Annotated in this window: 16 protein-coding genes and 1 pseudogene; 7 read left to right on the forward strand and 10 right to left on the reverse strand. The window is 66.1% G+C overall.

From position 1 onward, the window contains the following. Positions 1–35: 35 nt before the first annotated feature. Positions 36–752: an SDR family oxidoreductase gene (locus AC1DXX_RS30490; protein ID WP_478137942.1), complete on the forward strand. Its 717-nt coding sequence runs from the start codon at positions 36–38 to the stop codon at positions 750–752. 49 nt (positions 753–801) lie between these two features. Here the strand turns inward: AC1DXX_RS30490 and AC1DXX_RS30495 are convergent, their stop codons facing one another. The 5 genes from AC1DXX_RS30495 to AC1DXX_RS30515 form a co-directional block, all read right to left on the reverse strand. Then, the gene (locus tag AC1DXX_RS30495) at positions 802–1116 is read right to left on the reverse strand and encodes a hypothetical protein (protein WP_478137943.1); all 315 of its coding nucleotides are present in this window, start codon (positions 1114–1116) and stop codon (positions 802–804) included. A gap of 201 nt (positions 1117–1317) precedes the next feature. After that, entirely contained in the window at positions 1318–2055 is a 738-nt protein-coding gene (locus tag AC1DXX_RS30500; protein WP_478137944.1) for an aldolase, read from the reverse strand. Positions 2056–2089: 34 nt separating this feature from the next. Beyond that, positions 2090–2731 (reverse strand): 2-dehydro-3-deoxy-6-phosphogalactonate aldolase, encoded by a 642-nt coding sequence (locus tag AC1DXX_RS30505; protein WP_478137945.1) that lies wholly within the window; start codon positions 2729–2731, stop codon positions 2090–2092. Continuing rightward, the gene (locus AC1DXX_RS30510; protein WP_478137946.1) at positions 2728–3636 is read right to left on the reverse strand and encodes a 2-dehydro-3-deoxygalactonokinase; all 909 of its coding nucleotides are present in this window, start codon (positions 3634–3636) and stop codon (positions 2728–2730) included. The genes AC1DXX_RS30505 and AC1DXX_RS30510 overlap by 4 nt, the downstream gene beginning before the upstream one ends. Before the next feature lie 52 nt (positions 3637–3688). Continuing rightward, complete coding sequence (locus tag AC1DXX_RS30515; RefSeq protein ID WP_478137947.1) at positions 3689–5425, reverse strand: IlvD/Edd family dehydratase; 1737 nt, start codon at positions 5423–5425, stop codon at positions 3689–3691. 150 nt (positions 5426–5575) lie between these two features. Between AC1DXX_RS30515 and AC1DXX_RS30520 the strand changes: the two genes are divergently transcribed. The 5 genes from AC1DXX_RS30520 to AC1DXX_RS30540 all read left to right on the forward strand — a co-directional run bounded on the left by AC1DXX_RS30520 (position 5576) and on the right by AC1DXX_RS30540 (position 10656). Next, the gene (locus tag AC1DXX_RS30520; protein ID WP_478137948.1) at positions 5576–6319 is read left to right on the forward strand and encodes a FadR/GntR family transcriptional regulator; all 744 of its coding nucleotides are present in this window, start codon (positions 5576–5578) and stop codon (positions 6317–6319) included. A 101-nt stretch (positions 6320–6420) separates the two neighbouring features. After that, positions 6421–7806, forward strand: a complete 1386-nt coding sequence (locus AC1DXX_RS30525) for an ABC transporter substrate-binding protein (RefSeq protein WP_478137949.1) — start codon at positions 6421–6423, stop codon at positions 7804–7806. Positions 7807–7845: 39 nt separating this feature from the next. Further along, positions 7846–8721, forward strand: a complete 876-nt coding sequence (locus tag AC1DXX_RS30530) for a carbohydrate ABC transporter permease (protein ID WP_478137950.1) — start codon at positions 7846–7848, stop codon at positions 8719–8721. After that, entirely contained in the window at positions 8718–9569 is an 852-nt protein-coding gene (locus AC1DXX_RS30535; protein ID WP_478137951.1) for a carbohydrate ABC transporter permease, read from the forward strand. The genes AC1DXX_RS30530 and AC1DXX_RS30535 overlap by 4 nt, the downstream gene beginning before the upstream one ends. A 19-nt stretch (positions 9570–9588) precedes the next feature. After that, on the forward strand, positions 9589–10656 hold the full coding sequence (locus tag AC1DXX_RS30540; RefSeq protein ID WP_478137952.1) for an ABC transporter ATP-binding protein: 1068 nt from the start codon (positions 9589–9591) through the stop codon (positions 10654–10656). A gap of 16 nt (positions 10657–10672) precedes the next feature. On the opposite strand, the gene AC1DXX_RS30545 is transcribed toward AC1DXX_RS30540, so the two are convergent. Together AC1DXX_RS30545 and AC1DXX_RS30550 are read right to left on the reverse strand one after the other, a co-directional pair. Continuing rightward, on the reverse strand, positions 10673–11713 hold the full coding sequence (locus tag AC1DXX_RS30545) for an endonuclease/exonuclease/phosphatase family protein (RefSeq protein ID WP_478137953.1): 1041 nt from the start codon (positions 11711–11713) through the stop codon (positions 10673–10675). A 106-nt stretch (positions 11714–11819) separates the two neighbouring features. Further along, on the reverse strand, positions 11820–13643 hold the full coding sequence (locus AC1DXX_RS30550; RefSeq protein ID WP_478137954.1) for a DEAD/DEAH box helicase: 1824 nt from the start codon (positions 13641–13643) through the stop codon (positions 11820–11822). A 287-nt stretch (positions 13644–13930) separates the two neighbouring features. On the opposite strand from AC1DXX_RS30550, the gene ettA reads away from it, so the two are divergent. Further along, positions 13931–15592: an energy-dependent translational throttle protein EttA gene (ettA, locus tag AC1DXX_RS30555; protein WP_478137955.1), complete on the forward strand. Its 1662-nt coding sequence runs from the start codon at positions 13931–13933 to the stop codon at positions 15590–15592. A 3-nt stretch (positions 15593–15595) separates the two neighbouring features. On the opposite strand, the gene AC1DXX_RS30560 is transcribed toward ettA, so the two are convergent. The 3 genes and pseudogenes from AC1DXX_RS30560 to AC1DXX_RS30570 form a co-directional block, all read right to left on the reverse strand. Further along, a complete protein-coding gene (locus AC1DXX_RS30560; protein ID WP_478137956.1) occupies positions 15596–16051 on the reverse strand; it encodes a carboxymuconolactone decarboxylase family protein in 456 nt (151 codons plus the stop codon). Next, positions 15978–16466 (reverse strand): MerR family transcriptional regulator, encoded by a 489-nt coding sequence (locus tag AC1DXX_RS30565; protein WP_478137957.1) that lies wholly within the window; start codon positions 16464–16466, stop codon positions 15978–15980. Before AC1DXX_RS30565 ends, AC1DXX_RS30560 begins: the two co-directional genes overlap by 74 nt. Positions 16467–16517: 51 nt before the next feature. Then, positions 16518–17319 (reverse strand): annotated as a pseudogene (locus AC1DXX_RS30570) (aminotransferase class IV); the annotation flags it as partial.

Genomic DNA, 17319 nt, shown 5'->3' on the forward strand with positions numbered 1-17319 from the left:
ACCTACGGGACCCGCGTCCCACCGAAAGGCTCTCCATGAAAATCAAGGACTCCGTCGTCTTCATCACCGGCGCCAACCGAGGCCTCGGCCTGTCTTTCGCCAAGGCTGCGCTGGCGGCAGGCGCGCGCAAGGTCTACGGCGCCGCGCGCGATCCGAAGCGCATCACGCTGGCCGGCGTGACGCCGGTGGCGCTTGATGTCACGCAGCCTGCGCAGATCGCCGCGGCGGTGGCGGCGTGCGGGGACGTCACGCTGCTCGTCAACAACGCCGGCATCTCGCGCGGATCGAACCTGCTGGGCGCGGGGGCGGTCGACGCCGCACGGGCCGAGTTCGAGACCAACTTCTTCGGCCCCTGGGCGCTGACGCAGGCTTTTGCGCCGGTGCTCGCGGCCCATGGCGGCGGTGCGGTGATCAACGTGTTGTCGGCGCTGAGCTGGACCACCTTCCCGAGCGTGGCGACCTACAGCACGACCAAGTCGGCGGCATGGTCGCTGAGCAACGGCCTGCGCAACGAACTGGCCGGGCAGGGCACGCAGGTGACGAGCCTGCACGTGGCCTACATGGACACCGACATGGCGGCCCATGTGCCGGGCGCGAAGGCCTCGCCGGACGATGTGGCGCGCCAGGCGCTGGCCGGCGTGGAAGCCGGAAAGCCCGAGGTGCTGGCCGACGAGGTCTCGCGCCAGCTCAAGCAAAGCCTGTCGAGCGCGACGCCGGCCTACGCGGCGGCGCCGGCGCCTGCCGCGGCCTGAGCGGCGCCCCAAAAGAAAAACCCGGGCGCTCGGCCCGGGTTGTCGTCGATCAATAGCGGTAGGGATTGTTGGGCCGGCGGTCGTAGCGATTGGGCACGCCGTCACCATCGTTGTCCCTGCGGCCGCCGTAGTGGCGACGGTCGTCCCAGCGGCGGTCGTAGTGGCGGCCGTCGCGGTAGTAGCCCGGGTGATAGTGGCGCGGCGGAGGCGGCGGCGCGTAGTAGCGGCGCGGGGGCGGCGGTGCGGGCACCACGTACACCTGGGCCTGGATGAAGCGGCCACCGGTCTGGGCTTGCGCCGGTGCGCTGAGTGCGGCCAGCGACAGCAGGGCTGCGGCGGCGATTGCGAAGGTGAGCTTTTTCATGGCAACTCCCGTGGAGTGGTTGGAAGCCTCATCGTCGCCGCCTTGTGTGAACCTCGTGTAAGGCTGGAGCGAAATCGGATGAAGAGCTGTAAGCCCGTGCGCGCAGGACGCTGGCCGGGCATCCCCAGATCGTAAAGGGTCTATCGCCAACAAGACACCGTTGCGGATGCTCCGTTGGTCATAGGCCGTGAGGCCGGGCGATCACCCGCGCGGGGGCGGCAGCATGCGGCGCAGGGCTTCGAAGAACAGGTCCGACTGCTCGCGTTCGCCCTGGATCTGGGCCGCAACATGTGCGGCCAGCTTCGCATCGACGGGCACCAGCGGGCGCCCGGTCGATTGCGCGATCACCTGGTGCAGGCTCGCGCGTTCGAGGTAGTACAGATCGTCGTAGGCATGCGCAATGGTGGCGCCCGCCACGATCACGCCGTGGTTCGCCAGGAAGGCGACGTCCTTGCCGGTCATGGCGCGGGCGATGCGCTCGCCTTCGGCATCGTCGAGCGCGAGGCCGTTGTATTCGGCGTCGATCGCGATGCGGTTCATGTAGCGCATGGCGTTCTGGCTCAGCGTTGGATCGAGTGCGCGGTCGGCCGTGATCGTGAGCGCGGTGGCGTAGGGCATGTGGCAGTGCAGCACGACTGCGTGGCCGGTGAGCCGGTGCACCGCGCCGTGGATGAAGAGGGCCGTGGGCTCCACGCGGTGGCGGCCGGCGAGCACTTCGCCGTGCACGTCGATCAGCACGATGTCGTCGGGGCCGATCTCGCTCCAGTGCAGTCCGCGCGGGTTGATCAGGTAGCGGTCCTGCGCGCCCGGCAGCATCACGCTGAAGTGGTTGCAGACCCCTTCGGACAGCCCGTGATGGGCGGCGGCGCGCAAGGCGAGCGAGAGGTCTTCGCGGCGCTTGCGCACGGCGGGGCTGGCGTAGTCGGCGTCGGCGGACATTGGAGGCACCTTTCTTCTTGTTGGCGGCGTCGGATCAGGCGTGAACGGTGCCGGTCCAGGCCGCGATGAACTTCTTCGCGTCGTCGCGCACCGCCGCTGCCTGCTTGCCGGGCTTGTAGAGCGCCGAGCCGATGCCGAAGCCGGCGGCGCCGGCCGCGCGCCATTCGGCCATGTTCAGCGGCGTGATGCCGCCCACGGGCATCACCGGCGTGCCGGCCGGCAGCACGGCGAGCAGCGCCTTCACCACGGCCGGCGATGCCAGCTCGGCGGGAAACAGCTTGAGTCCGGTGGCGCCGGCCGCGAGCGCACCGAAAGCCTCCGTCGGCGTCATGACGCCCGGCAGGCAGACCATGCCGAGCCGCACGGCCTCGGCGATCACCTCGGCATTGAAGTTGGGCGAGACGATCAGCTCGCCGCCGGCCGCATGCACGTCGCGCACCTGCCGTGCGTCGAGCACGGTGCCCGCGCCCACCAGCGCCTGCGGAAAGCGTGCACGCATCAGTTCGATGCTGGCCAAGGGCTGCGGCGAATTGAGCGGCACCTCGAGCAGCCTGAAGCCGGGCTCGACGATGGCGTCGCCGACGGCGGCGGCTTCAGTAGGGGTGAGGCCGCGAAGGATCGCCACCAGTGGCAGATCGCGCATCGCGGCGCTGAATTTTTCGAGAGGCGTGGTCATGGCTGGATTCTGTCTGCGGCAAGAAAACCGGACAGCACATGCAGTCCGGCCCAGGTGGCTTCGGCGCCGAGCGTGCGCGTGGCGACGCCGGTGGTGCGCAGCGCCAGGGTGTATCGCTCGGTGAGCTCGGGCGAGCCGATCAGCACCACCTCGCCGACCGCGTGCATCGACTGGGTGCGCAGTTCCTCGCCGATCAGCAGGCCGGAAAGGTAGCTGGACAGCTCCTGCTTCGGCATGCGTTCGAACAGTGCGAGCGTGCGTGCACCGAAGGCGTTGTGCAGCAGGCCATGGCCGTTTTCGGACTGGGTCACGCCCTGCAGGAAGGCGGCTTCGTCGAGCGGCGCCGCGGCATCGAGCGTGCGCGCGAGGATCGAATGCTGGCTCAGCAGCGCGTAGAACTCGCCCGTCATGTAGGTGCGAAAACCGGCGACGCGGCCCTTCTTGACGGTGGCCCACTTGTTGTGGGTGCCGGGCAGCACGAACAGGCCGTCGCTCAGGCCGGCGAGTTCCATCGCGCCGAAGATCTGCACCTCTTCGCCGCGCATCACGTCGGGCACGCCGTCGTGCGCGTCGCTGAGGCCGGGGACGATGGCGATGCGCGCGCCAGGTACCGCGTCGATGTCGATGATCTTGCGGCCCACCTCGACGCGGCCTGCGGGGCAGGCGCAATACGGGGCCTCGACCCAGCCCTGCTTGCTGCCGGCCATGCCGGAGATCAGGCAGCGCGTGCCTTCAGGGCGCATCCAGTCGCCGAAAAGTGTTTCGAAAACCGCGGGGAACCCGCCTTCCGGCACCTTGAGGATGCCGCGCGCGTCGCTGCGCTCCTCGAGCACCTTGCCGCGGGCATCGAGCAGCGCGCCGCGCAGTGAGCTCGTGCCCCAATCGATCGCAACCAAATGACTCATTTCAATACGACTCCGTCGCGCTTCGTGCGCCAGCCTGGGGGTGTGCCCAGTGCTAGTGATTGTCGCGCGGCACGAAAGCCCCGCGGCGGCCGCGCAGGAAGGCCAGGTCGGCACCCTGGTCGGCTTGTAACACGGTGTCGACGTAGAGCTTCCAGTAGCCGGAGTCGAGCGGCGCCTTCGGTGCGACCCACTTCTCGCGGCGCCTGGCCAGTTCCTCGTCGCTCACGTGCAGGTGCAGCTTGCGGTTCGGCACGTCGAGTTCGACGATGTCGCCGTCCTGCACCAGCGCCAGCGGGCCGCCGGCAGCCGCTTCGGGCGCGGTGTGCAGCACCACGGTGCCGTAGGCCGTGCCGCTCATGCGCGCATCGCTGATGCGGACCATGTCGGTGATGCCGCGGCGCAATACCTTGGGCGGCAGCGGCATGTTGCCGGCTTCGGCCATGCCGGGGTAGCCCTTGGGGCCGCAGTTCTTGAGCACCATGATGCAGTGCTCGTCGATGTCGAGGTCTTCGTCGTCGATGCGCTTGTGCAGGTCGTCGGCGCTTTCGAACACCACCGCCCGGCCCTTGTGCACCAGCAGTTCGGGCGTGGCCGCGCTGGGCTTGATGATGGCGCCGTTGGGCGCGAGGTTGCCGCGCAGCACGCAGATGCCGGCCTTCTCCTTGAAGGGCTCGGCCAGCGTGCGGATGACCTGCGGGTTGTAGTTCTCGGCGTCCTTCACGTTGTCCCACATGCTCTGGCCGGTGACGGTGAGGATGTCCTTGTGCAGGTGCTGCGCGATCTCCTTGATCACGACCGGCAGGCCGCCCGCATAGCAGAAGTCCTCCATCAGGAACTGGCCCGAAGGCTGCAGGTTCACGAGGCAGGGCAGCTCGGAGGCGAGGCGGTCGAAGTCGTCGAGCGTGAGGTCGACGCCGATGCGGCCCGCAATGGCCAGCAGGTGGATCACGAGGTTGGTCGAGCCGCCGATGGCCGCGTTGACCTTGATGGCGTTCTCGATGGCCTGGCGCGTGAGGATCTTCGACATGTTCATGTCCTCGTGCACCATGTCGACGATGCGCCGGCCCGCCTGGCGCGCGAGCACGTTGCGCCGGCCGTCGACGGCCGGGTAGGCCGCATTGCCGGGCAGGCCGATGCCGAGCGATTCGACCATGCTCGCCATGGTGCTCGCGGTGCCCATCGTCATGCAGTGGCCGTGGCTGCGGTGCATGCAGCTCTCGGCCTCGAAAAATTCCTGCAGCTTGAGGGTGCCGGCACGCACTTGTTCGCTCATCTGCCACACGCCGGTGCCCGAGCCCAGCTCCTGGCCGCGCCATTTGCCCGAGAGCATCGGGCCGCCGGAGACGCCGATGGTCGGCAGGTCGACGCTGGCCGCGCCCATCATCAGTGCGGGCGTGGTCTTGTCGCAGCCCATGAGCAGCACCACGCCGTCGAGCGGATTGCCGCGAATGCTTTCTTCCACGTCCATGCTCGCGAGGTTGCGGTACAGCATGGCGGTGGGGCGCAGCAGCGTTTCGCCGAGCGACATCACCGGGAACTCGAGTGGAAAGCCGCCCGCTTCGTACACGCCGATCTTCACCTGCTCGGCGAGCGTGCGGAAGTGCGAGTTGCAGGGCGTGAGTTCGCTGAAGGTGTTGCAGATGCCGATGACCGGGCGGCCGTCGAACTGGTCGTGCGGCACCCCCTTGCCCTTCATCCAGCTCCGGTAGATGAAGCCGTCGCGATCGTGGCGGCCGAACCATTGCTGGCTGCGCAGTTCGCTGGGTTTTTTCTTGGGGATTGTGCTCATCGGTTGTCTCTTTTTGTTGCCGATTCCAGCGCGAAACCTCAGGGTTTGTCCTGCCGAATCGGGTTTTCAATCATCATATGATAAGCGCGGTCAACACGCCGAAACCTTGATGTTTTCGCTCGTCGAGATACCAAATTTCACATCGCATTCATGATCAAGAACATCCACGGTCGCACGCTCGAACTGCTCGGCGAAGCTGTCGTGGCCGGTCGGTATGCGATCGGGGCGTCGATACCGGCCGAGCCGATTCTTGGCGAGGAACTCGGCGTGAGCCGCACCGTGGTGCGCGAGGCCATCAAGTCGCTCGCGGCCAAGGGACTGATCGTGACGGGACCGAAAGTCGGCACGCGCGTGCTGCCGCAGGACAAGTGGAACTGGTTCGATCCCGACGTCATCACCTGGCAATCGCGCGCCGGCCTCACGCCCGAATTCCTGCGCGACCTGCAGGACCTGCGCCGCGTGGTCGAGCCGGCAGCGGTGCGGCTCGCCGCCGAGCGGGCAGGGCCCGAGGACATCGAGGAAATCGAACGCGCCTTCGCGGGCATGAAGGAAGCCGTCGAGAACGGCGGCGACTACGTCACCTTCGACCTGCGCTTTCACAACGGCCTGCTGAGCGCCGCGCGCAACCGCATGCTGGCGCAGATGAGCAAGGCGCTCAATGCGCTGCTGCGTACGAGCTTCGAGATATCGACCACCAAGCCCGACGGCCCCGCACTCTCGCTGCCGCTGCACCGCGCGGTGCTGGATGCAGTGATTGCGCACGACCCTGCCAAGGCCGAGCGTGCGGTCATCCGCCTCATCGACGGCGCGCGGCAGGACATCGAAGACGTGCTCGGTTCGCGCCGGCGTTTGCCAAGGCTCAGCCGGCCGCCGCCGAAGCTCAAGGTCACCTAGCCCGCAGTCGCATCTTTCAGGCGGTTGCCCGCAATCTGCACCAGGTTCTTTTCACCCACGCTCGCGTTCCGAGCATTTCCACCCAAGAAGAAGGAGACACCATGAAACTCGTCAAGTCGCTGATCGCGCCGACGCTGGTCGCGCTGGGGTTATTGGCGGCGGCAGGCCCTGCTGCCGCCCAGGAAAAACTCACCGTCTGGTGGGTCAAGGGCTTCTACAAGGCGGAGGACGATGCGCTGTTCGCCGCCATCAAGAAGTTCGAGGAGAAGAACAAGAACGTGAAGATCGAGCTGTCGCAGTACCCGATCCAGGACATGATCCCCAAGACCGTGTCCGCGCTCGACTCCGGCAGCCCGCCCGACGTGGCGTATGCCGACGTGTACGACTTCCAGGTCACGGGCAAGTGGGCCTACGACGGCAAGCTCGAAGACCTCGGCAGCGTGCTCTCGCCCATGAAGGACCGCTTCGCGCCGAACACGCTCGAGACCACCTTCCTCTACAACGACCAGACCAAGACCAAGGCCTATTACGCCTTCCCGATCAAGCAGCAGACGATGCACGTCGAGTACTGGCTCGACATGCTCACCGAGGCCGGGCTCAAGGAAGCCGACATTCCGACCACCTGGAAGGACTACTGGTCCTTCTGGTGCGAGAAGGCCCAAACCGCCAGCCGCCAGAAAAGCGGCAAGCGCACCTTCGGCATCGGCATGCCCATGGGCGTGGATTCGAGCGACTCCTTCTATTCGTTCCTGACTTTCATGGACGCCTACAACGTCAAGCTGGTGGACGACAACGGCAAGYTGCTGGTCGACGACCCGAMGGTGCGCRCCGGCCTGATCRGCGCGCTGACCGACTACACCACGCYCTACACCAAGGGCTGCACGCCGCCGTCGTCGACGAGCTGGAAGGACCCGGACAACAACGTCGCGTTCCACAACAAGACGACCCTGATGACGCACAACGCGACCATCTCCATCGCCGCCAAGTGGCTCGACGATTCGAACAACGCCTCGCTCACGCCCGAGCAGCGTGAAGAGGCGCGCAAGAACTACACCGAGCGCATCCGCACCGCGGGTTTCCCGAGCAAGCCCGACGGCAGCAAGATGGTCTACCGCACGGCCGTGAAGACCGGCGTGGTGTTCAAGGACGCGAAGAACAAGGCACGTGCCAAGGAATTCGTCTCCTTCCTGCTGCAGGAAGAAAACCTCACGCCGTACGTCGAGGGTTCGCTGGGCCGCTGGTTCCCCGTGACCAAGACCGGGCAGCAGCGCGACTTCTGGAAGGCCGACCCGCATCGCCTGTCGGTCTACAACCAGTACGCCGCCGGTACCGTGACCTTCGAGTTCACCAAGAACTACAAGTTCACCGTGCTCAACAACGAGAACGTCTGGGCCAAGGCCATGAGCCGCGTCGTCACCGACAAGGTGCCGGTGGACAAGGCGGTCGACGAGATGATCGCGCGCATCAAGACGGTTGCGGCGCAGTAAGCCACACGCGGCATCACCACCTTCACCGGGCCGACTCGCATGAGCTCCACTGCCACCGCCGCGCCGTCTCCGGCGCCTGTCGTCAATCTCGGGGCGCGGCACGCGCGCTGGCAGTTCTGGGGCGCGGTCATGGTCGTGCCCTACCTGCTGGTGTTCTTGGTGTTCGTGCTTTACCCGGTGGGCTATGGCCTCTGGCTCGCCCGCCATCCGCAAAGCTACGTGAAGCTGGTCGAGGACCCGATCTTCTTCCGTTCGGTGATCAACACGGCCATCTTCCTGATCGTGGCGATCAACCTCAAGATGCTCGTGGCGCTGGTGCTCTCGGGCTTCTTCGTGACGTCGCGCTGGTGGATCAAGATCGTCTCGGCGATCTTCATCCTGCCTTGGGCGATGCCGTCGATCCCGACCATCCTGTCGATCCGCTTCATGCTGAACCCGGAGTGGGGCGTCATCAACAGCACCATCTTCCGGCTGACCGGCGCCGACGGCCCGAACTGGCTCAACGACCCCGCGCTGGCGCTCACCTTCGCGATGGTGGTGCATGTGTGGAAGTCGCTGCCGTTCTGGACGCTGATCCTGGTGGCAGGGCGGCTGGCCATTCCCACCGAGCAGTATGAAGCCGCATCGGTGGACGGCGCCTCGTCGTGGCAGAAGTTCCGCTTCGTGAGCTGGCCGGCGCTGAAGACGCTCTACGTCACGTCGCTCATCCTCTCGATGATCTGGACGCTGGGCGACTTCAACAGCGTCTACCTGCTGACCGGCGGCGGACCCGCCGACCTGACGCACGTGCTGGCAACCTTGGGCATCCGTTATCTGCGGCTCGACCAGGTCGACCTGTCGATGGCATCGATCGTGGTGGCCCTGCCGCTGGTGCTACCGCTCGTGTACTTCATGATGAAGAGGCTCTCGAAATGAAACGCTGGACCCCCAAGGCCGTAGCGACCGAGGCCAAGCTGCTGCTCATCGGCATTCCGGTGCTGTTGTGGACACTGATTCCGGTCTACCACATGGTGCTCTTCGCGATCTCGTCGAAGGACTCCGCGACCTCGGGCCACCTGTGGCCCAAGAACCCGACGCTGGACAACTTCCGCATCGTGTTCCAGCAGAAGCACTTCTACCTCGACCACTTCTGGCTGCAGCTCTGGAACTCGCTGCTGATCGCGCTCTCGGTGGGGGCGCTCACGCTCTTCGTCGCGACCACGGCCGCCTTCGCGATCAGCCGGCTGCGCGTGAGAGGCGGGCGCACGGTGATGAACCTGGCGCTCTTCACCTACTTCATTCCCGCAGCCTTCCTCGCGGTGCCGATGTACAAGACGATGGGCAACTACGGGCTGCTCAACAGCCAGTGGGCGCTGATCCTCGCGATGGTGACGATTGCGTCGCCGTACTGCATCTGGGTGCTGAAGCAGGCCTCCGACAAGCTGCCCTACGAGCTCGACGAAGCGGCGCGCATGGACGGCGCCTCGCCGCTGCAGCTGTTCCGCCTGGTGTACCTGCCGCTGATGGTGCCGTCGCTGGTGGCGGTGGGGACCTATTCGTTGCTGCTGGCGTGGAACGAATACCTCTACGCCTTCCTGCTGCTGTCGAACGACAGGAGCGTGACGCTGGCGGTGGCGCTCGGCAACTTCCTGTCGGCCGACGATTCGCCGTGGGAACTGCTGATGGCCACGGGCCTGATCTATGCGTTGCCGCCTGCGGCGATCTATTACGCCTTCAAGCGCTACATGGTGGGCGGCCTCACTGCAGGCGCCGTCAAGAGCTGAGCGAACCCTGGGAATAAAAATGGCATCCGTATCCTTTCGCAATATCCAGAAATCCTTCGGCAAGGTCCAGATCATCCAGGGCCTGAGCTTCGACATCACCGACGGCGAGTTCGTGGTGCTGGTCGGGCCTTCGGGCTGCGGCAAGTCGACCCTGCTGCGCATGCTTGCCGGCCTCGAGGACATCAGCGGCGGCGAGATCATGATCGATAGCCGCGTGGTCAACGACCTCGAGTCGAAGGACCGCGACATCGCCATGGTGTTCCAGAGCTATGCGCTCTACCCGCACATGACGGTGGGCGAGAACATGGGCTTCAGCCTGCGGCTGCGCAACGCCGAGAAGTCGGTGACCGACGAGCGTGTGGCGCGGGCCGCGAAGATCCTCAACCTCGATGCGCTGCTCGGGCGCTATCCGCGCGAGCTGTCGGGCGGGCAGCGCCAGCGCGTGGCGATGGGGCGCGCCATCGTGCGCGATCCGAAGGTGTTCCTGTTCGACGAACCGCTCTCCAACCTGGACGCCAAGCTGCGCGTGGCGATGCGCGCCGAGATCAAGGCGCTGCACCAGCGGCTGAAGACCACCACGGTCTATGTGACGCACGACCAGATCGAAGCCATGACCATGGCCGACCGCATCGTGGTGATGCACGACGGCATCGTCGAGCAGATCGGCACGCCGCTCGATCTGTACGACCGCCCCGACAACCTGTTCGTCGCGCAGTTCATCGGCTCGCCGTCGATGAACGTGATCGAGGGCACGGTGCGGCGCTCGGGCAGCGAATGCCATGTCGAGGCGCACGGCGCGCGCTGGCCCGTGCCGCCGGGTACCTCGGCACCCGACGGCCAGCCGGTGCACTACGGCATCCGCCCCGGCGACATCACRCTGGGTGGCGGCAGCGGCGTCAATGCGCAAGTGATCGTGGTCGAGCCCACGGGCGCCGAGACCGAACTGCTGGTGCAGGTCGGCGAGGCGAAGCTGGTGCTCGCGGTGCATGGCCGCGTCGACGCGCAGCCCGACCAGACCGTGGGCCTGGCAATCGATGCCGACCGCGTGCACCTGTTCGACCGCCAGAGCGGCCGGCGCATGCCCTGAGCTTTCGGTTTTCGGTTCAGTCCGTGCGCAGCCGGAGCAGCGCGCGCACGAAGCCGTGGTCCGAGCGCGAGCGGTCGCGCCCCTCGTGCAGATGGTCGTTGAAGTAATCGACCCGCCGCACGTCGCCCAGGCTGTGCCGGCTGGTCGCGACGAATTCCTCGCTCACGAAGATCTGGTCGAGCACATCCGGAAAGCCCTGGTGGATGTGCGAATAGGCCACGTCCTTCTTCAGCGCCGATTCACCCTGCATTTCGTAGGCGTTGAACAGCGCCACGTCGCGCGCGGCCTTGTCGTAGGCCACCTCGGACGTCGCGGCCACCAGCTGCGTGGTCACGCTGTGCGGGTTGTCGTTGAAGTCGCCCATCACCACCAGCGGCGTGTTCGTGTCCTGCAGCAGGTCGATGACGACGCAGCGCAGGGCCGCAGCCTCCGCGCCGCGCATCAGCAGCGAGCGCAGCGAGGCCATCACGCCCACCTTGCGGTCGTCCCGGTCTTCGAGGGGATTGCCTTGCGCATCCTGCAGGAACTTCGGCCGCTTGGACTTGAGGTGCACCGTCAGCACATTCACCTGCTGGCCGTGCTTCATGCGCAGCGTGGCCAGCAGGGGCGGGCGCTCGAAGCGCGTGTGCGGGCCGAGGCCCGGCACCTCGACGCCGAAGCCCGCTGGAAAGTCGACGAAGGATTGAACGTTGTCCACCTGCAGCCGCGTCGCGATGCCGACGCGCGGCGTGCCTTGCGCGCCCGACCTGGCCGGCGTGCCCGGGGGGCTCGCGGGCGGCGGCGTGTTCTCCGCACCCGGCACTGAAACGAAGTCGTAGCGCAAGCCGCTGCGCGCGATGGCGGCCTTGAGCGCCGATTCGTCCCACACCTCCTGCACCGCCAGCACGTCCGCATTGAGCGCATTGAAGCGCTCGCCGATCCAGTCGAGCTTTCGCTCGTACTCGCGCTCGTTGTAGGCGTCCTGGTTCTCGTAATAGACCCGGTTGGGGTTTGCGAGGTTGAGCAGGTTGCAGGTGGCTACGAAGAGGGTGGCGTAGTTGGGTGGGATGTATTGCATGGCTTGACGATTGTGTCCTGTCCGCGCCTCCGCCATCTTCAAAAAAGAAAAGGGCACCGAAGTGCCCTTGCTCGATTTCCGTGKGTAGGCGTCCTACCCGCAGTGCTTAACGACCGAACGACCGGCCACCACCGCCACCGCCGGACCGGTTGCCGCCGCCACCGCCGTAACCACCACCACCGCCGCCACCCGAACGGCCACCGCCGCCCGACCGGTTGCCGCCGTAGCCGCCACCGCCGCCGCCCGGACGACCGCGCCCGCGTCCACCACCCATGTGGTCGACGCTCGTGCGCAACGGATCCGGCTGGCCATCGCCACCCGCGACTGCTTCGGCCCGCAGGTGTGCGACCTGGTTGGCCTGCGTCGGGCTGTGGCTGTTGCCGTGATGGCGCGGCTGGCGCTCGTCATGCGGCAGATGATTCTGTTGTTGATGATGCTGAGGCGCATGGTGCGGCGTGCGTGCCGGACCTTGCGGACCCCGGCCTTGCGGTGCGCGGGCACCCTGGCCGCGCGGGCCTTGACCCTGGCCCTGGCCGCCGCCATTGGCGTTGCGGCCTTGGCCGCCACCGCCCTGGCCGCCACCACGGCGTTGACCACCGCCGTTGCCGCCACCACCACCAGCGCGTTCACCGCCGCCCTGGCCAGCCTTGTTTTCGCGGATGCGCGACAGCATCTCGGTGCGTGCAGCCTTCGCAGCCGCCTGCATCACGTCGCGGCTCGGCGGGCGACCGGCGCCGCCCCAGATCGTCTGGCGACCCATGGCGATCGGTTCGGCGCGTTCGCCTTCTTCGGGACCGAAGCCCTCGACGATCTGCACCGGAATCGTCTGCTTGGTGAAGCGTTCGATTTCCTGCATGAAGCCTTCTTCGTCCAGGCACACGAAGCTGACAGCCTCGCCGCTCGAACCGGCGCGGCCGGTACGGCCGATGCGGTGGACGTAGTCTTCGCTGACGTTCGGGATTTCGTAGTTCACGACGTGCGGCAGTTCGTCGATGTCGATGCCGCGGGCCGCGATGTCGGTGGCCACCAGCGCACGGATGTCGCCGCTCTTGAAGCCGGCCAGCGCCTGCGTGCGGGCGCTCTGGCTCTTGTTGCCGTGCAGCGCCATCGCCTCGATGCCGTTCTTGGTCAGGAACTCGGCCACGCTGTTGGCGCCGAACTTGGTGCGCGTGAACACGAGCACCTGGCTCCACTTGTTCTCGTTGATGATGTGCGCGAGCAGCGCCTTCTTCTTGCCGCGGCCCACCGGGTGGATCACCTGGGTGATGCGCTGCACGGTGGTGTTGCGCGGCGTGACCTGGATGCTTTGCGGGTTCTTGAGCAGCGTGGCGGCCAGGTCGCGGATTTCGTCGCTGAAGGTGGCCGAGAACAGCAGGCTCTGCTTTTCCTTGGGCACCAGCGCCAGGATCTTCTTCACGTCGTGGATGAAGCCCATGTCGAGCATGCGGTCGGCTTCGTCGAGGATCAGCATCTGGACCTGGCTCAGGTCGAGCATGCCCTGCTGCTGCAGGTCGAGCAGGCGGCCGGGGGTGGCCACGAGGATGTCGACGCCCTTCTTGAGCTTGCTGATCTGCGGGTTCATGCCGACGCCGCCGAAGATCACGGTCGAGTCGAGCTGCAGGTACTTGCCGTAGGTGCGAACCGACTCTTCGACCTGGGCCGCGAGTTCGCGCGTGGGGGTCAGCACGAGGGCGCGGATGCCGACGCCGCCGAACTTGTTGGTGGCGCTGCGGCTCATGGTGAGCTTGTGCAGCATGGGCAGCGTGAAGGCGGCCGTCTTGCCGGTGCCGGTCTGGGCGCCGCCGAGCAGGTCATGGCCTTCGAGCACGGCGGGGATGGCTTGCGCCTGGATGGGGGTCGGGGTGTCGTAACCGTGCTCGTGCACAGCCTTCAAGATGGCGGGAGCCAGCTTCAGTTCATCAAAATTCATTGGAAACAATAAGCGCCATACACGGCGCAGTGGCATCGGCCCGCTTGGCGTCTTGGCGACGCCGAGCCAGTCAAGGCAGATGAAGGTCAGGGGTGGGAGCCGAAAAACCCGTCGTGATAAAGGGCTTTCTTCGTCCCCGGCAGAGAGCCGGTGTTGCGGGCAACTGGACCCGGCAACGGTGCCTATTGTCGCATGAGTCGATAATGTGTGGTTTGCCGCGCCCGAATACCGCTTTCGGGCGCCCGCGCTTTTCCCGAATCTCCGCTACCCAAGGTAACTACTCCCAGATGGCTCAATACGTCTATTCGATGAACCGCGTCAGCAAGACCGTGCCGCCCAAGCGGCAGCTCTTGAAAGACATTTCGCTCTCTTTCTTCCCCGGCGCCAAGATCGGCGTGCTCGGCCTGAACGGCTCGGGCAAGTCCACGCTGCTCAAGATCATGGCGGGTGTGGACAAGGAGTTCGAGGGTGAGGCGCTGCCCATGCCGGGGATGACCATCGGCTATCTGGAGCAGGAACCCAAGCTCAACACCGAGCACACGGTGCGCGAATCGGTCGAAGAGTCCATGGGTGCGGTGTTTGCGGCCAAGGCGCGCCTCGAAGAGGTGTACATCGCCTATGGTGCCGAAGACGCCGACTTCGACGCGCTGGCGGCCGAGCAGGCCCAGCTCGAAGCCATCATCGCCACCGCCGGCACCGATTCCGAACATCAACTGGAAATCGCCGCCGACGCATTGCGCCTTCCGCCGTGGGACGCGAAGATCGGCCTGCTGTCAGGCGGCGAAAAGCGGCGCGTGGCGCTGTGCCGCCTCTTGCTGTCCAAGCCCGACATGCTGCTGCTCGATGAGCCGACCAACCACCTGGACGCCGAATCGGTGGAGTGGCTCGAAGTGTTCCTGCAGCGCTTCACGGGCACCGTGGTGGCCATCACCCACGATCGCTACTTCCTCGACAACGCGGCCGAGTGGATCCTGGAAATGGACCGCGGTCGCGGCATTCCCTGGAAGGGCAACTACAGCACCTGGCTCGAGCAGAAGGGCGAACGCCTGGCGCAGGAGCAGAAGAGCGAAGAAGCCCACGCCAAGGCGCTGAAGAAGGAACTGGAGTGGTCGCGCCAGAACCCGAAGGCACGCCAGGCCAAGAGCAAATCCCGCCTGGCCCGCTTCGAAGAGCTGAGCGACATGGAATACCAGAAGCGCAACGAGACGCAGGAAATCTTCATTCCGGTGGCGGAGCGGCTGGGTCAGCAGGTGTTCGAGTTCCACGGCGTCAGCAAGTCCTTCGGCGACCGCATGCTGATCGACAACCTGAGCTTCACCGTGCCGCCGGGCGCGATCGTCGGCATCATCGGCCCGAACGGCGCCGGCAAGTCGACGCTCTTCAAGCTGCTCGCGGGCAAGGAACAGCCGGACGCCGGCCATGTGGTCATCGGCTCGACCGTCAAGGCGGCTTTTGTGGACCAGCACCGCGACGAGCTCGCCAACCAGAAGACCGTGTGGGAAGACATCTCGAACGGGCTGGACATCATCAACGTCGGCAAGTTTCAGATGGCCAGCCGTGCGTATGCAGGTCGCTTCAACTTCAACGGCGCGGACCAGCAGAAGAAGGTCGGCACGCTGTCGGGCGGCGAGCGCGGTCGTCTGCACCTGGCCAAGACGCTGATCGCGGGCGGCAACGTGCTGATGCTCGATGAACCGTCGAACGACCTGGACGTGGAAACCTTGCGCGCACTGGAAGACGCGTTGCTCGAATTCGCCGGCACCGTGATGGTCATCAGCCATGACCGCTGGTTCCTCGACCGTATCGCCACGCACATCCTGGCTGCCGAAGGCGACAGCCAGTGGACCTTCTTCGACGGCAACTACCAGGAGTACGAAGCCGACAAGAAGAAGCGCCTCGGCGAAGAGGGTGCCAAGCCGAAACGCATGCGCTACAAGGCTCTGAAGTAAGCCTCAGGTCGCTTCAGCAAGAGCGCGTGGTTCCGCAAGGGACTGCGCGCTTTTTTCATCGTCCGCCGCAAACACCTCGCGTGCGGCGAAGAGGCCGTTCAGTGCCGCCGGGAAGCCTGCGTACACCGCCATCTGCATGATGACCTCGACCACCTCGGAGCGCGTCACGCCGACGTTCAGCGCAGCCTGGATGTGCACCTTCAACTGCGGCGCGGCATTGCCCATGGCGGTGAGCGCGGCCACGGTCGCGATCTCGCGGGAGCGCAGGTCGAGGCCGGGGCGCGAGTAGATGTCGCCGAACGGAAACTCGATCACCAGGCGGCCAAAGTCTGGCGCGATGTCGGCCAGGCTCTCGACCACCTTGACGCCGCCTTCGCCATCGATCTCATGAAGCTTGGCCAGGCCGCGCGCGTAGCGCAGGCTGTCGCCTTGGCCTTGGTCCTGTTGTGTGTTCGTCATTGCTCGTCTTTCCTTCCCGGGCTTTGCCCGATAGTGGAGGACGCTTCTTCGTCTTCTCGACCGCGCGGTAGTGGTCGATCTTGAGCGACAGCGCCTGCATGGATTGCTGCAGCGCCGCCACCCGGGCCTGAACTTCGGCAAGGTGCTCCTCGAGCATCTCGCGCCGTTCGCCGACGCTGGCGTCCCCCTGGCTTCGAAGCCTGGCGAAGGCCTGCATGCCCTGGATGGACATGCCGGTCTCGCGCAGGCGCAACAGGAAAGCCAGCAAGTCCATGTCGGCGCTCGCATAGCGCCGCTGACCGCCCGGTGCACGCGGCACCGCGGCAATCAGCCCGATGCGTTCGTAGTAGCGCAGCGTGTAGGCCGTGAGGCCGGTTCGCTCTGCGACTTCCGCAATGGTCAGACTGGTTTCCATGGCGTTGATTCTCGAAATTAGAGCGCGCTCTAAGTCAAGCGCTTTGTCGAACTATTTTTGCGGGACGTTCAGATCGGCATCCAGCCAGCCACGCAGGCTGTTCACGAAGGCCAGCGCCTGCACCCGGGGCAGATCGTCCACCCGCACGACGGCTTCGGCAAGCTGCCCGTCGCGCAGGCGGTTCGCCCGGCCGATGCCATTCAGCAGGCCGCAGTGCAGCGGTGGCGTGACCCAGCGGCCATCGAGCCGCAGCGCGATGTTGCCGCGCGTGCACTCGGTGATCTCGCCGCGGCTGTTCCACAGCAGGGTGTCGAATACGCCGGCGTCGGTCGGGGCAAAGGCCTCGTAGTGCGCGCGGCGCGTGGTCTTGAAGCGCGAGAACTCGCTGTCGGCTTCGTTGAATGCACGGGAGGCCAACTGCAGCCGCACGCGCGCCGGTGCGGCGTCCATGGCAAAGGCTTCTGCACGCGGTTGTCCCTGCGCGTCGAGCAGCAGGCGTACGCGCCATGAACCCGTCGGATGGTCGTCGCCCAGGCGATGCAGGCACGCTGCAACGAGCGCTTCGTTCCACGGGTAGCCGAAATGCGCCGCAGCGTTCTGCATGCGCGCCAGGTGCGCGGACGCATCGCGCAGCGCGCCATCGGCCAGGGCAAGGGTCTCGAGCAATTCGAAGGAACTCATGGCCTTGACGATACAGGCGTGCCGCCTTGCCCGAGAAACGCCCGTTTGTGGCGCCACTCTTCCCATTCCGCATCGGCACCCGCATCGGCCGTGATACCGCTGCCGATGCCGCATCGCGCCTGCGTGCCGCGCAGGGTCACGGTGCGGATCGGCACATTGAAGGTCGCGTGCC

This window comes from Variovorax sp. P4_B10, assembly GCF_056402375.1.